Below are 14,378 nucleotides of genomic sequence, written 5' to 3'. Positions count from 1 at the left end.
CCGAAGAAGGCGCTGCACGGCGCGCTGATCTCGCGGATCAAGATCATGGCGCAGCTCGATATCGCCGAGAAGCGCCTGCCGCAGGACGGCCGGATCACGCTTCGGGTCGGCGGCCGGCCGGTCGACGTGCGGGTGTCGACGCTGCCGACCGGGCACGGCGAGCGCGCAGTGCTGCGCCTGCTGGAAAAGGACGCGCAGCGGCTGAATCTCGAGGCGCTCGGCATGGGGCGCGACACGCTCGCGCAATTCGACCGGCTGATCTCGCGCCCGCACGGCATCGTGCTCGTCACCGGCCCGACCGGCTCGGGCAAGACGACGACGCTGTATGCGTCGCTGTCGCGGCTCGAGACCGCGACGACCAACATCATGACCGTCGAGGACCCGATCGAATACGATCTCGCCGGCATCGGCCAGACGCAGGTCAACGAGCGGATCGGCATGACGTTCGCGCGCGCGCTGCGCTCGATCCTGCGCCAGGACCCGGACGTGATCATGATCGGCGAGATCCGCGATCTCGAAACCGCGCAGATCGCGGTGCAGGCGTCGCTGACCGGCCACCTCGTGCTCGCGACGCTGCACACGAACGACGCGGCATCCGCCGTCACGCGTCTCACCGACATGGGCGTCGAGCCGTACCTGCTGGCGTCGTCGCTGCTCGGCGTGCTCGCGCAGCGCCTGGTACGGCAGCTCTGCCCGGTCTGCAAGGAAGCACGGCACGAGGAAGGCCGCACGCTCTGGCACCCGGTCGGCTGCGACAAGTGCGGGCAGTCGGGCTACACCGGCCGGCGCGGGGTGTATGAACTGCTGATCGTCGACGATGCGATCCGCGCGCAGATCCACCGCAACGCGGCCGACGCGGAGATTCTCGCGGCCGGCCGCGCGCAAGGGATGCGCACGCTGCGCGACGACGCCGAGCGCTGGCTCGCGGCCGGCGCGACGTCGCTCGAGGAAGTGCTGCGCGTGACGGGAGGCGCATAGCGCGATGCCTGCATTCCGGTTCGAAGCGATCGACGCGGCGGGCCACGCGCAAAAGGGCGTGGTCGAGGCCGACAGCGCGCGCGGCGCGCGCGGCCAGCTGCGTGGCCAGGGGCTCACGCCGCTCGTCGTCGAGCCGGCTGCGAGCGCGAACCGCGGCGCGCGCAGCCAGCGCCTCGCGCTCGGCCGCAAGCTGTCGCAGCGCGAACAGGCGATCCTCACGCGCCAGCTCGCGAGCCTGCTGATCGCCGGGCTGCCGCTCGACGAAGCGCTCGGCGTGCTGACCGAGCAGGCGGAACGCGACTACATCCGCGAGCTGATGGCGGCGATCCGCGCCGAGGTGCTCGGCGGCCATTCGCTCGCGAACGCGCTCGCCGGGCATCCGCGCGATTTTCCCGACATCTACCGCGCGCTGGTGTCGGCGGGCGAGCACACCGGCAAGCTCGGCATCGTGCTGTCGCGCCTGGCCGACTACATCGAGCAGCGCAACGCGCTCAAGCAGAAGATCCTGCTCGCGTTCACCTATCCGGCGGTCGTCACGGTGATTGCGTTCGGCATCGTGACGTTCCTGCTGAGCTACGTGGTGCCGCAGGTCGTCAACGTGTTCGTGAGCACGAAGCAGCAGCTGCCGCTCCTGACGATCGTGATGATGGCGCTGTCGGATTTCGTCCGGCACTGGTGGTGGGCGATCCTGATCGCGGCCGCGCTGGTCGTCTGGCTGGTGCGCGCGACGCTGTCGCGCGACGGCCCGCGCCTTGCGTTCGACCGCTGGCTGCTCACCGCCCCGCTCGCCGGCAAGCTGGTGCGCGGCTACAACACGGTGCGCTTCGCGAGCACGCTCGGCATTCTCACTGCGGCGGGCGTGCCGATCCTGCGCGCGCTGCAGGCGGCGGGCGAGACGCTGTCGAACCGCGCGATGCGCGCGAACATCGACGACGCGATCGTGCGCGTGCGCGAAGGCTCGGCGCTGTCGCGCGCGCTGAACAACGTGAAGACGTTTCCGCCGGTGCTCGTGCACCTGATCCGCTCGGGCGAGGCGACCGGCGACGTGACGACGATGCTCGACCGCGCGGCGGACGGTGAGGCGCGCGAACTGGAGCGGCGCACCCTGTTCCTGACGAGCCTGCTCGAGCCGCTGCTGATCCTGGCGATGGGGGGCATCGTGCTGGTGATCGTGCTGGCGGTGATGCTGCCGATCATCGAGCTGAACAACATGGTGCAGTGACGGCCGCGCGGCGGCGGCCGGGACGCTCAGCGCACGTAGATCGCCGGGGCCGGCGTGTTGGCGGGAAGGAAGACCTCGGCGCGGGCGCCGTTGCGGTCGACGACGATCGAGCGGTCGCGGACTTCGGCGAGCTTCGCGCCGGGCGCGAGTTCGGCGCCGAGCGACACGGCGCGCGGCGGTTCGCCGCCGATGGCGACGATCGCGGCCGCGCCGCGCTGCAGCGCGAGGATGCCGAACAGATGGATGTCCTGCACCGGATTGTGCTCGAGCTGGCCGCCGAACAGCGCCGCGGCGTCCTCGGTGCGGATCGGGGCGCGGGCGGCGGCGGCGGGCAGCGGCGCTTCGCGGGCCGACAGCGTGACGACCCAGTAGGTGGCCGTCGCGCACAATGCCGCGAAGAGGGAAACGGAGAGGATCCGGATCGAGAGCGCGTTCATGCGGGATATTGTACGTATCTACGTGAATTTTGCGTTGAGTAAAAGCCCTTGCCGGGTACCGCCTTACAATGCGGGCTCGCATCCGGGCCAGCCACGGCTGGGGCCGCGGGCGCGTCACTCAATCGCCGAACAATTTTTTGGAAAGAGGTAGTCAGTCATGCAAACGTGGATCACTCGCCGTAACGGCGCCGCCGGCCGTCAGCGCGGCTTCACGCTGATCGAAATCATGGTGGTGATCGCGATCCTCGGGATTCTCGCGGCACTGATCGTGCCGAAAATCATGAGCCGCCCCGACGAGGCGCGCCGCATCGCCGCGAAGCAGGACATCGGCACGATCATGCAGGCGCTCAAGCTGTACCGCCTCGACAACGGCCGTTATCCGTCCCAGGAGCAGAACCTGACCGCGCTGGTCCAGAAGCCGGCCACCGACCCGATCCCGAACAACTGGAAGGACGGCGGCTATCTGGAGCGCCTGCCGAACGACCCGTGGGGCAACCCTTACAAGTATCTGAACCCGGGCGTGCACGGCGAGATCGACGTGTTCAGCTACGGCGCCGACAGCAAGGAGGGCGGCGAAGGCGGCGACTCCGACATCGGCTCGTGGCAATAAGCCGGCCCTGATTTCCCCGGCGCGACCCACGGCCTGCCATGCACGCGACCCGCACGCTCTTCCGCGACGGCGCGGCGCGCGCCCCGGCGATGTCATGCGGTCGCCGCGCACGCGGCTTCACGTTGCTCGAAATGCTCGTCGTGCTGCTGATCGCGGGCCTGCTCGTGTCGCTCGCGTCGCTGTCGCTGACGCGCAATCCGCGCACCGACCTGCATGAGGAAGCGCAGCGGCTCGCGCTGCTGTTCGAGAGCGCCGGCGACGAGGCGCAGGTGCGCGCCCGCCCGATCGCGTGGTCACCGACCGCGCGCGGCTTCCGTTTCGACGAGGAGACCGGCGACGGCTGGCGTCCGCTGCGCGACGACCTGCTGCGGCCGCGCGACTGGGACGGCGGCGTGACGGGCGCGGACATCGACTATCCGGGTTCCGACACGCGCGCGAGCCGGGTCGTGTTCGGCATCGAGAGCATCGACACGCCGGTGCGCGTGACGCTGCATTCCCCCGCCGGCAGCGCGACGATCGTCGGCACCGGCAACGGCCGCTACGAGGTGCAGTGACATGCGCGGCCGGCTCCCCTCCCCCGTTTCTCCCCGCGTGCGCGGCTTCACGATGATCGAGGTGCTGGTCGCGCTCGCGATCATCGCCGTCGCGCTCGCCGCATCGATCCGCGCGGTCGGTACGATGGCGAGCGGCGCATCCGAGCTGCATCGCCGCCTGCTGGCCGGCTGGAGCGCCGACAACGCGCTCGCGCAACTGCGCCTCACGCACGCGTGGCCGCAGATCGGCGAGCAGAGTTTCGACTGTTCGCAAGGCAACGTGCAGCTCGTCTGTACGCAGCGGGTCGGCACGACGCCGAATCCGGTGTTTCGTCGCGTCGAAGTGTCGGTGAGCGCGCCCGGCCAGTCCGGCGTGCTCGCGCAGATGGTCACGGTGGTCGCGAATGAAACCAGCCGCTCGCTCTGACGCGCCGGCCGCGCGCCCCGCCAATCGCCGCGCGCGCGGTTTCACGCTGATCGAGCTGATGATCGCGATCGCGATCCTCGCGGTGGTCGCCGTGCTGTCGTGGCGCGGCCTCGACCAGATCATGCGCGGCCGCGACAAGGTCGCCGCCGCGATGGAGGACGAGCGCGTGTTCGCGCAGATGTTCGACCAGATGCGCATCGACGTGCGCCGCGCGGCGACCGACGACGAGGCCGGGCAGCCGGCGATCGGCGTCGCCGGCAACACGCTGCAGATCGTCCGCGCGTTCGACGCGCCGGGCGCTGCGCCACGCCTGCAGGTGATCCGTTACCTGATTGCCGGCGGCCGCGTGGTGCGCTTCGCGTCGCCGCCGCTCGACGACGCGAACCGGCTGCGCGACGTGCTCAGGCGCGGCAGCACCGAAGGCTGGAACGCGGTGCCGCTGATGAGCGGCGTCGGCGCGATCGACGCGCGCCTGTACGTGCCGAGGATCGGCTGGACGGCCAGCATGCCGGCGGCCGAGGACGCGCTTGCACAGAACAACGAGGCGCTCAAGGTGCCGCAGGCGGGCAATGCGCCGCCGCCGCGCGCAGTGACGGGCGTTCAGGTCAGCATCGGCGCGACGTCGCTGCGCGCGCCGGTGACGCGCATTTTCCTCGTCGGGGAATGACATGCGCGCGCCCCGCCCGTTTCCGCTCCGCATCGCCCGCTGCCCGGCCGCCGCGCGCGGCCCGAGGTCACTTCCTCCGGCGTGCCGGCAGCGCGGGGCGGCGATCATCACCGCGCTGCTGGTCGTCGCGCTGTCGGCGATCCTCGTGTCGGGCATGCTGTGGCGCCAGCAGGTGCAGATCCGCCGCATCGAGAACCAGCGATTGCTCGCGCAGGCCCAATGGGTCGCGCGCGGCGGGCTCGACTGGACGCGCATGGTGCTGCGCTCGGAGGCCGACACCGCACCGGGCATCACGTATCTGGGCGGCATCTGGGCGGTGCCGATCGCGAAGACGAAGCTGTCGGATTTCCTCGGCAGGATCGGCACCCGGCGTGACGGCGAAAACGACGATACCTACCTGTCCGGCTCGATCGAGGACGCGCAGGCGAAATTCAACCTGCGCAATCTCGTCGCGTCGCCAGCGCCCGGCGCATTGCAGGTGAACGTCGCGCAGCTGCAGGCACTGCAGCGGCTGCTGACGACGCTCGGCTATGACGGCGCGCTCGCGAAGCGCGTCGCGCTGCAGGTGCGCGCGGGGCTCGCGCATTCGGCGACGCGCTTCCAGACGGCCGCGCTGCCCGGCGCCGCGAGCGCGCCGGAGGTGGAAGCCGCGGGCACGCCGGTGGGCGCGACGTTCACCGACGATCCAGGCCTGGCGGGCGGCGAGCGCGGCCCCGCGCCGCTGATCATGACGAGCGTCGACAGCCTGCTCGACGTCGAGGGCTTCACGCCGGAGATGGTCGAGCGGCTGAGGCCGTTCGTCACCGTGCTGCCGACGGCGACGCCGGTGAACATGAACACGGCGCCCGCCGAAGTGATCGCGGCGCTGGTGCCGGGGATGAGCGTGTCGTCGGCGCAGGCGCTCGTCGCGCGCCGCGAGACGGTGTTCTTCCGCAACGTCGCCGACGTGCAGCTCGCGCTGCGCGGCGCGGGCGCGCCGAACATGACGCTCGATGCGAGCCAGATCGACGTCAATTCGAGCTATTTCATCGTGCGCGGCCGGATCCAGCACGATCGCGCCGAGGTGGATCGCACCTCGCTCGTGTATCGTGATCCTGGCACGCACACGACGCGGATCGTGCGGATCCGCGATCAACGATAACGACACCATTCGGGAGACGAGCTCGTGAGCACGCTGATAGTGTTACTGCCGCCGCGCGAACCGGCCGTGCCGTTGCAGGAGTGGCAATGGCCGGAGCTGCCGTTCGCGCTGTTCGACAAGGACGGCCACACGCAGCGTGCCGGGCGCGCCGCGCTCGCGCTGTTGCCGCACGCGGCGTCGACGGTGCTGGTGGTCGCCGCGCGCGACGTGCTGCTGCTGGCCGCCGCGGTGCCGCCGCTCAAGGGGCCGAAGCTGCGCCAGGCGTTGCCGAACGTGATCGAGGACCAGCTGATCCAGGACCCGCAAAGCTGCCACATCGCGCTCGACCCGGCCGCGCTGCCCGACGGCCGCCGGGTGCTGGCGGTCGTCGATCGCGCGTGGTTCCGCACGATCTGCGACGCGTTCACGGCCGCCGGCCATCGCCATCTGCGCGCGGTGCCGGCGACGCGCTGCCTGCCCTCACCGGTCGCGCCCGCCGCTGCCGCCGACACCGATGCGGCGCCGGCCGGCGAAGGCGCTGCGGGCGGTTCCGACGTGGCTGCCCCGCCCGCGCGCACGCCGGCCGTGGCCGCCGTGCTGGGCGTCGCGGCGTCGCTGGAGCCGGCCCTTGCCGAAGCGGGCGAGCCGGCGGGCGCCGCCGGCGCGCCGCGCGTCGAGCTGGCGGTCTCGCGCGGCGCATTGGGCGAAGGCTTCGCCGCGCCCGCGCACCGCGCGTCGGGCACGCTCGCCGCGCTGGCGGGCGGGGCGAGCGTCGAGCTTTACGCGCTGGGCGAACCGGGCGCCGAGCCGCAGCTCGCGTCGGTGTCGCGCCGCGACGACGCGGCCCCGCTGCCCGGCGCGGCGGCGTTGCCGTTCGACGCGTTCGCCCGCCGCGCGCTCGCCGAGCGTTTCGATCTGTGCCAGTTCGAATTCGAGATGCAGCCGTGGCGCCTGGATCGCGCGACGCTGGCGCGCCTGCGCGTGCCGGCCGCGCTGGCGGCCGCCACGCTCGGCGTCGTGGTGATTGGCATGAACCTGCACTGGTGGAAGCTGGCGCGCGAGCGCGATGCGCTGTCCGCGCAGATCACCGAGACGCTGCTCACCGCCTTCCCGAAAACCACGACGGTGCTCGACCCGCCCGCGCAGATGACACGCCAGCTCGACCAGCTGCGGCTGGCGGCCGGCGAGCTGTCGCCGAACGATTTCCTCGCGCTCGCGAGCGGCCTGTCCCGCTCGCTCGGCCCGGTGCCGCAAAACGGCATCGCGTCGCTGGACTATCACGACCGGCGTCTCGACGTCGGCTTCAAGCCCGAGGTCAAGGTCGATGCCGATTTCACGCAGCGCCTCGCGCGCAACGGACTGTCGGGCGAGATCGACAGCAGCACGGGCAAATGGACGATCCGGAGCCGTTCATGAAGGCAGAACTGAACGAAACCCTCCATCAATTCTGGGGCGAGCGCACGCCGCGGGAAAAAGCGCTGCTCGGCTGGGGCGGTGCGGTGCTCGCGGTGGCGATCGCGTATTCGGTGCTGTGGTCGCCCGCGCAGGACGGTCGTGCGCGCATCGGGCACGCGCTGCCGGCGATGCGCCGCGAACTGGCGCAGATGACCGCGCAGGCCAACGAGGCGCGCACGCTGGCGGCGGCCGCGCAAGGCGTCGCGCCGACCGGCGCGGCGCTCAAGGATGCGCTGACCGCGTCGCTCGCCGAGCACGGGCTGCCGGCCGCGCAGGTCCAGCTGGTCGGCAACGGCGTGCAGATCCAGCTGAAGAACGCGTCGTTTCCGGCCTGGACGCAGTGGCTCGACGACGTGCGCCGGCAATTCAAGGTGCAGGTCGCCGAGGCGCACGCGAGCGCGCTGAAGGATGACGGCCAGGTCGACCTGACGGCGCTGATGCAGCCGTCGACACAGAAATGAGGATGCGGATCACGCACGCGGCATCGCGGGTGCGCCGATGAGGCCCGGGTGGCGGCGCTGCCTCGCCGCATGGCCGTGGGTCGTGGCGGGCGCTCTCGCGAGCGCGGCCACGCTCGCCGTGCTCGCGCCGGCCGCGTGGATCGCGCCGCAGTTTGCGCGCGCGACCGTCGGGCACGTGAATCTCGTCGATCCGGCGGGCTCGCTGTGGCACGGCTCGGCGACCCTGATGCTTGCACCGGGCGCCGATCGCAGCGCGTCGACGCTGCTGCCGGGGCGGGTCGAATGGCGCACGCAGTTCTGGCCGCTGCTGACCGGCCGCGTGCGGATGCAGATGCGGCAGACCGAGGCGATGCCCGAGCCGGTCACGCTCGATGCGACGTGGCGCGGCGCGGTGCTGTCCGCGGGCACGATGGCGGTTCCGGCGTCGCTGCTCGCCGGGCTCGGCACGCCGTTCAACACGATGGACCTGCAGGGCGACATGCGCGTGGGCTGGAGCGACTGGCGGCTGTTCGGCCAGGACGCGTTCGGCCAGCTGACGGTGACGATCGATTCGATGAGTTCGCGGATGTCGCGGGTGAAGCCGCTCGGCTCGTACCGGGCGGTGCTGCAGGCGAAGGGATCGAGCGCGGATCTCGACCTGACGACGACACAAGGCCCGCTGTTCCTCGACGGGCACGGCGCGTTCGGTGCGGCGAGCGCGTCGTTTCGCGGCACCGCGCACGCGGCGCCCGAGCAGCAGGCGAATCTCGCGGGCCTGCTGAACCTGCTCGGACATCCGCTCGGCGACGGTTCGGTGTCGTTGATCTACGGGGACGCAGCGCAGTGATGCGCGCGCCCCACGCCGATCATTTCTGCGCGAGCGGCACGCCGGCCGCCTCCGACGCGCCGGAGGCCGGCGCGGCCACGCTGCCCGTCTCCTTCGCCATCTGCGACACGTCCCATCCGCCGCCGAGCGCCTTCACGAGCCCGACCGACGACACCATCCGCTGCCCCGCGATCGTCGAGAGCTTCTGCTGCGCGCTGAACGCGGTCGTCTGCGCGGTCAGCACGTTCAGGTAGCCGACGGTGCCGGCCTTGTACTGGTTCGTCACGATCGCAAGCGCGTGCAGCGCGCTGTCCACCGCCTGGCGCTGCACGTCGATCTCCTGCGCGAGGATGCGCTGCGACGCGAGATTGTCCTCGACGTCCTGGAACGCGGTCAGCACCGAGAGCCGGTAAGCGGCGACGTCCTGGTCGTAGGTCGCGCGCGCGGCGTCGGTCTGCGCGGCGCGCAGGCCGGCGTCGAACAGCGTCGCCGCGAGTTGCGGGCCGACCGTCCAGAAGCGCGCCGGCAGCGTGAACAGCTGCGACCACACCGAACTCTGCACCCCGCCGCTTGCCGACAGCGTGAGGGTCGGGAAGAACGCCGAGATCGCGACGCCGATCTGCTCGTTGGCCGCCGCCGCGCGCCGCTCGGCCGCGGCGATGTCGGGCCGCCGCTCGAGCAGCGCGGACGGCACGTCGACCGGCATCACGGGCGGCTCGGCCGCGAGCGGCATCGGCGCCAGCGAGAAGGTCGACGCCGGCACGCCGATCAGCGTCGCGATTGCGTGCTCGTACTGCGCGCGCGCGACGCCGTTGTCGATCGCGGCGGCCTGCGCGGACTGCAGCTGCGTCTGCGCCTGGATCACGTCCGAGCGCGCGGCGACGCCCTGCGCGTACTGGTTCTGCGTGAGCTGCAGCGAGCGCTGGTAAGACGCGACCGTATCGTCGAGCAGCTTTTGCAGCGCGTCGGCGCTGCGCAGCTGGAAGTAGGTCTGCGCGAGCGTCGCCTGCTGCGACAGCCGCGCGTTCGCGAGATCGGCGGCGGCGGCGGCTTCGCCCGCGCGCTGCGCGGTGACGTTGCGGCTCACCTTGCCCCACAGGTCCACTTCCCACGACGCGTCGAGGCCGGCGCTGTAGCTGTCGCTGATCGACCCCGATCCGCCACTGAAGCTCGACGACGTGCCCGACGACAGCGATGTGCGCGGCGTGCGCGCGCGCGATGCCGACGCGGTCAGGCCGACGGTCGGGAAATACGCGGCGCGTGCCTCGGTGACGAGCGCGCGCGCCTGCCGGTAGGCGGCGGCCGATTGCGCGACGGTCTGGTTCGACGTGTTGAGCTGGTGGATCAGCGCATCGAGCCTGGCATCGTCGTACACGCTCCACCACGGCCCGCGGTCGGCGCGGTCGGCGGGCTGCGCGACCTTCCAGCCTTCGGGCGCTTCCTTGAACGCGGCAGGCACCGGCGCGGCCGGGCGGTGATAGTCGGGTCCGACGGCGCAGCCGGCGAGCAGCACGGCCGTCGCGAAGGCGACGGCAGCGCCGAGCGGACGGCGCGCGCGCAGGGAGGGGACAAACGGCATGGTGTGATTCCTGTCTGGGGGCGCCGCCTTCCGGGCGGGCGGGCGCGATGCGGCCGATGCGCCGCTGGCATGGCCAAATGGTAACTGACGGCAGGAAGGCCCGTTCCATAGGTAAACAGACCCTAGGGTAAGGCGCCCGACGCCGCCCGTGTGTTACCGGCGCGGCCGGCCGGTTTACCGCGCATTACGCGCGGCTTGCAGCCGGCGGCCCGTTCCGGGCACGACCCCAGTCGGCAGAATATTGACTATGCAATCAATTTTCCCGATACTGGGCGCGTTTTCCGGAAGCGCGCCGTTGCGGCGCACGCAAGCGAATGAACGGCGGCCTCTACGATCCCGGCAACATCGAACTCGAGACGAGTCTCGGCTACTACCTGTCGAAGGCGCGTCAGGCGCTCGTCGAGCGGATGGATCGCGCGCTCGAGCCGCTCGACCTGACCACGCAGCAGATTAGCGTGATCCTGCTGCTCGCGCGCGGCTACGCGCGCACGCCGTTCGAGCTGTCTCGCAAGCTGACGTACGACAGCGGCTCGATGACGCGCATGCTCGACCGGCTCGAGCGCAAGGGCTTCATCGCCCGCGCGCGCAGCGCGCAGGACCGCCGCGTAATCGAGCTGACGCTGACCGGGCGCGGCGCCGAGGCCGCGAGCGCGCTGCCGCCGCTGATCGCGAACGCGCTCAATGCGCAGCTCGCGGGGTTTTCCGCCGACGAGCTGGCGCTGCTCACGGGCCTCCTGCAGCGCTTCATCGCGAACGGCCCGGGCGTGGCCGGCTGTGCGCCGGCCGCCGCGGACGGCACGGCCGACTGACGCCTGCGGACGCATCTTTCATGATCCATCAGCCGATGATTTATCTGTCAGGGCAGAAGGTGACGAGACACCCTCCGTCGCCTGCCCGCTTCCCGATCGACCTCGCCGGGGCGCGCCGCATCGCGCGCCGGCTGCTCGCGCGCGCGCCGCGCGCGACGCTCCCTGGAGACCCGCATGGCCGCCACGGCTGACGCCGCTTCCCCTGCCGCCGCGCCGGCGCCGCTGTCCGGCGGCGCCCTCGCGCTGCTGACCGTCGGGCTTGCGCTCGGCACCTTCATGGAAGTGCTCGACACGTCGATCGCGAACGTCGCGGTGCCGACGATCTCGGGCAGCCTCGGCGTCGCGACGAGCGAAGGCACCTGGGTGATCTCGTCGTACTCGGTCGCGTCGGCGATCGCGGTGCCGCTGACCGGCTGGCTCGCGCGGCGGGTCGGCGAGGTGAGGCTGTTCACGCTGTCGGTGCTCGCGTTCACGATCGCGTCCGCGCTGTGCGGCCTGGCCGTCAATTTCGAGTCGCTGATCGCGTTCCGGCTGCTGCAGGGCCTCGTGTCGGGGCCGATGGTGCCGCTGTCGCAGACCATCCTGATGCGCAGCTATCCGCCCGCGAAACGCGGGCTCGCGCTCGGCCTGTGGGCGATGACGGTGATCGTCGCGCCGATCTTCGGCCCGGTGATGGGCGGCTGGATCACCGACAACTACACGTGGCCGTGGATCTTCTACATCAACCTGCCGATCGGCGTGTTCTCGGCGACCTGCTCGTACCTGCTGCTGCGCGGCCGCGAGACGAAAACGACCAGGCAGCGCATCGACGCGATCGGCCTCGCGCTGCTCGTGATCGGCGTGTCGTGCCTGCAGATGATGCTCGACCTCGGCAAGGACCGCGACTGGTTCAATTCGACCTTCATCGTGTCGCTCGCGCTGATCGCGGTGGTGTCGCTCGCGTTCATGCTCGTCTGGGAGGCGACCGAGAAGGAGCCGGTGATCGACCTCACGCTCTTCAGGGACCGCAACTTCGCGCTCGGCACGCTGATCATCTCGTTCGGCTTCATGGCCTTCTTCGGCTCGGTCGTGATCTTCCCGCTGTGGCTGCAGACGGTGATGGGCTACACGCCGGGCAAGGCCGGCCTCGCGACCGCGCCGGTCGGGCTGCTCGCGCTCGTGCTGTCGCCGCTGATCGGCCGCAACATGCACCGGCTCGACCTGCGGATGGTCGCGAGCTTCGCGTTCTGCGTGTTCGCCGGCGTGTCGATCTGGAACTCGACCTTCTCCCTCGACGTGTCGTTCGACACCGTGATCCTGCCGCGTCTCGTACAGGGCATCGGCGTCGCGTGCTTCTTCGTGCCGATGACGACGATCACGCTGTCGAGCGTCTCCGACGAGCGCCTCGCGAGCGCGTCGGGGCTGTCGAACTTCCTGCGCACGCTGTCCGGCGCGATCGGCACGGCCGCGAGCTCGACCTTCTGGGAGAACGACGCGATCTATCACCACGCGCGGCTCGCCGAATCGGTGAACGTCTATGCGCCGAGCACGATCGAGTATCAGGGCGCGCTCTCGCAGCTCGGCATCGCCGGGCAGGTGTCGACCGCGCAGATCAACCAGGTCGTCACGCAGCAGGGCTTCATGATGGCCACCAACGATTTCTTCTATCTGTCGGCGATGATGTTCGTCGCGCTTGCCGGGCTGGTCTGGATCACCAAACCGAGGAAGGGCGCAGGCGCGGCGATGGGACACTGATGCGCGCGGCGCGCGTCAGCGCGCCCGCAGGCTGCCGAACGCGAGATCGTCGCCGGGGTCGGCCGGCAGCGTCGCGCGGGCGACGTCGAGCCACGCGCGGGCCGCGTGCGACAGGTAGCCCTTCTTCAGCCAGCCGACCGCGATCGCCCAGGTGATTTCCGGCTCGACGATCGGCCGGCAGGTGAACTGCTCCGGGTCGAGCCGCCGGCAGTACGGCTCCGGCAACAGCGCGATGCCGACGCCCGCGTGCACGAGCGCCGCCATGAAATCCCAGTGCCCGCTGCGGCTCACGATCGACGGCGTGAAACCGACCTTGCGGCATGCGTCGAGCACCGCGTCGTGGAGCGCGAGGCTCTCCGCGTAGAACACGAACGATTCGCGCGCGAGATCCGCGAGCGGCACCGCGCGCACGTCCTCCCAGCGCGATTCGCGCGGCGCGACGAGCCAGAGCGGCGCGCGCATCATCGGCAGCACGTCGAACACCGCCGGATCGACCGGCTCCAGCACGCCGCCCAGCTCCAGCTCGCCCGACACCAGCGCGGCCTCGATCATCCGCGCGCCCTGCTCGAACAGCTTCAGCTCGATGTTCGGATAGCGCTGCTTGTACGCGGCGATCACCGGCGTGAAGAACGAGCCGCCCAGCGGCGGAATGCCGATCGACAGCTCGCCGCGGCCGAGCGTGCCGAGGTCGTTCAGCTCGGACTGCAGCTGCGCCTGAGCGGCCAGCACGTCCTGGCCGCGCTGAAACACGATCCGTCCGGCATCGGTCAGCACCATCTGCCGGGCGTCGCGCAACAGCAGCGGTGAGCCGATCTCGTCCTCCAGCGCCTTCACCATCTTGCTGATGGTCGGCTGGGTCACGAACAGCTTCTCGGCCGCCGCCGTGAAGCTCTGCTGACGAACCACCTCGACGAAATAACGCAGTGCGCGCAGTTCCATCGGCGCCTCCCTGGTCGGTTGAATTCCTGATTGGAATGACAAGGATAGAGACAAGTCATTTTATTTATGGATCAGGGAATCCTATACTTGCTTAGTCTAAAGAATCCATGTATGGGAGCCCGCCATGAGCAAGTCGATCGCCTCCGTCCCCGTCCCGGCCGTCTCTGCGGCCGGCTTCGCGCATACGGGCCGCATCGCGCTGCAGGCGAGCGCGCTGGCGGTGCTGTGGTACGTGGTGGACTGGGCCGTGCGCGCGGTCGGCCTGCCGGTTCCGTCCGGGGTGATCGGCCTCGCGGTGCTGCTCGCGCTGCTGTTTTGCGGCGGCGTCGCGCCCGGCTGGGTGAAGGACGGCGCGAACTGGCTGCTGTCCGACATGCTGCTGTTCTTCGTGCCGGCCGCGGTCGCCGCCGTCCAGTATGGCGGCCTGTTCCGCGAGGACGGCTGGCGGCTCGCGCTCGTCGTCGTCGCGGGCACGGCGATCGTGATGGTCGCGGTCGCCGTGGCGGTCGATCTGGCCGCGAAGCTCGAACGCAAGCTGGCCGCGCAGCGGGTGCTGGCCGGCCGCCGCCGCGCGCGCGCCTGAGCGCCGCTCGCCGCAGAAC

Annotated in this window: 17 protein-coding genes; 14 read left to right on the top strand and 3 right to left on the bottom strand. The window is 70.8% G+C overall.

Features of this window, described 5'->3' with window-relative positions; translation table 11 throughout:
- A partial coding sequence (locus LIG30_RS04435) for a GspE/PulE family protein (protein ID WP_038709928.1) occupies window positions 1-978 on the top strand: 978 nt, incomplete at its 5' end.
- Window positions 979-982: 4 nt separating this feature from the next.
- Window positions 983-2,200 (top strand): type II secretion system inner membrane protein GspF, encoded by a 1,218-nt coding sequence (gene gspF / locus LIG30_RS04430; RefSeq protein WP_038709926.1) that lies wholly within the window; start codon window positions 983-985, stop codon window positions 2,198-2,200.
- A 26-nt stretch (window positions 2,201-2,226) separates the two neighbouring features.
- Here gspF and LIG30_RS04425 read toward each other — a convergent pair whose 3' ends face one another.
- Complete coding sequence (locus LIG30_RS04425; protein WP_038709922.1) at window positions 2,227-2,637, bottom strand: type II secretion system protein N; 411 nt, start codon at window positions 2,635-2,637, stop codon at window positions 2,227-2,229.
- Between the two features lie 157 nt (window positions 2,638-2,794).
- Here LIG30_RS04425 and gspG point away from each other — a divergent pair, with 157 nt between their 5' ends.
- The 8 genes from gspG (at window position 2,795) to LIG30_RS04385 (ending at window position 8,736) form a co-directional block, all read left to right on the top strand.
- Window positions 2,795-3,247: a type II secretion system major pseudopilin GspG gene (gspG, locus tag LIG30_RS04420; protein WP_038709921.1), complete on the top strand. Its 453-nt coding sequence runs from the start codon at window positions 2,795-2,797 to the stop codon at window positions 3,245-3,247.
- 89 nt (window positions 3,248-3,336) lie between these two features.
- A complete protein-coding gene (locus tag LIG30_RS04415; RefSeq protein WP_051994859.1) occupies window positions 3,337-3,801 on the top strand; it encodes a GspH/FimT family pseudopilin in 465 nt (154 codons plus the stop codon).
- 1 nt (window position 3,802) lies between these two features.
- Window positions 3,803-4,207 carry a type II secretion system minor pseudopilin GspI gene (gene gspI / locus LIG30_RS04410; protein WP_038709918.1) on the top strand — a complete coding sequence of 135 codons (405 nt, stop codon included), beginning with the start codon at window positions 3,803-3,805 and terminating at the stop codon, window positions 4,205-4,207.
- Complete coding sequence (locus LIG30_RS04405; protein ID WP_038709916.1) at window positions 4,185-4,874, top strand: PulJ/GspJ family protein; 690 nt, start codon at window positions 4,185-4,187, stop codon at window positions 4,872-4,874. The genes gspI and LIG30_RS04405 overlap by 23 nt, the downstream gene beginning before the upstream one ends.
- A 1-nt stretch (window position 4,875) precedes the next feature.
- Entirely contained in the window at window positions 4,876-6,015 is a 1,140-nt protein-coding gene (gene gspK, locus LIG30_RS04400; RefSeq protein ID WP_038709915.1) for a type II secretion system minor pseudopilin GspK, read from the top strand.
- Window positions 6,016-6,039: 24 nt separating this feature from the next.
- Window positions 6,040-7,410 (top strand): type II secretion system protein GspL, encoded by a 1,371-nt coding sequence (gene gspL / locus LIG30_RS04395; protein WP_038709914.1) that lies wholly within the window; start codon window positions 6,040-6,042, stop codon window positions 7,408-7,410.
- A complete protein-coding gene (gene gspM, locus LIG30_RS04390) occupies window positions 7,407-7,910 on the top strand; it encodes a type II secretion system protein GspM (protein WP_038709991.1) in 504 nt (167 codons plus the stop codon). The genes gspL and gspM overlap by 4 nt, the downstream gene beginning before the upstream one ends.
- 37 nt (window positions 7,911-7,947) lie before the next feature.
- Window positions 7,948-8,736, top strand: coding sequence for a type II secretion system protein N (locus LIG30_RS04385; RefSeq protein ID WP_038709912.1), 789 nt, complete (start codon window positions 7,948-7,950; stop codon window positions 8,734-8,736).
- 19 nt (window positions 8,737-8,755) lie between these two features.
- On the opposite strand, the gene LIG30_RS04380 is transcribed toward LIG30_RS04385, so the two are convergent.
- Entirely contained in the window at window positions 8,756-10,294 is a 1,539-nt protein-coding gene (locus tag LIG30_RS04380; RefSeq protein ID WP_038709910.1) for an efflux transporter outer membrane subunit, read from the bottom strand.
- 314 nt (window positions 10,295-10,608) lie between these two features.
- Here LIG30_RS04380 and LIG30_RS04375 point away from each other — a divergent pair, with 314 nt between their 5' ends.
- Genes LIG30_RS04375 through LIG30_RS04370 form a run of 3 tightly spaced genes read left to right on the top strand, consistent with a single transcriptional unit; the run spans window position 10,609 to window position 12,837 of the window.
- On the top strand, window positions 10,609-11,103 hold the full coding sequence (locus LIG30_RS04375; RefSeq protein ID WP_038709909.1) for a MarR family winged helix-turn-helix transcriptional regulator: 495 nt from the start codon (window positions 10,609-10,611) through the stop codon (window positions 11,101-11,103).
- A gap of 20 nt (window positions 11,104-11,123) precedes the next feature.
- Entirely contained in the window at window positions 11,124-11,294 is a 171-nt protein-coding gene (locus LIG30_RS26755) for a hypothetical protein (RefSeq protein ID WP_160326674.1), read from the top strand.
- Complete coding sequence (locus tag LIG30_RS04370; RefSeq protein ID WP_038709907.1) at window positions 11,278-12,837, top strand: DHA2 family efflux MFS transporter permease subunit; 1,560 nt, start codon at window positions 11,278-11,280, stop codon at window positions 12,835-12,837. Before LIG30_RS26755 ends, LIG30_RS04370 begins: the two co-directional genes overlap by 17 nt.
- Window positions 12,838-12,852: 15 nt before the next feature.
- Here the strand turns inward: LIG30_RS04370 and LIG30_RS04365 are convergent, their stop codons facing one another.
- The gene (locus LIG30_RS04365; protein ID WP_038709905.1) at window positions 12,853-13,776 is read right to left on the bottom strand and encodes a LysR family transcriptional regulator; all 924 of its coding nucleotides are present in this window, start codon (window positions 13,774-13,776) and stop codon (window positions 12,853-12,855) included.
- A gap of 124 nt (window positions 13,777-13,900) precedes the next feature.
- Between LIG30_RS04365 and LIG30_RS04360 the strand changes: the two genes are divergently transcribed.
- Entirely contained in the window at window positions 13,901-14,359 is a 459-nt protein-coding gene (locus LIG30_RS04360; protein ID WP_038709903.1) for a CidA/LrgA family protein, read from the top strand.
- The last annotated feature ends 19 nt before the right edge of the window (window positions 14,360-14,378 follow it).

It is taken from the genome of Burkholderia sp. lig30 (assembly GCF_000687455.2).
GTDB lineage: Bacteria > Pseudomonadota > Gammaproteobacteria > Burkholderiales > Burkholderiaceae > Burkholderia.
This window is presented reverse-complemented; position numbering and strand designations above follow the sequence as displayed.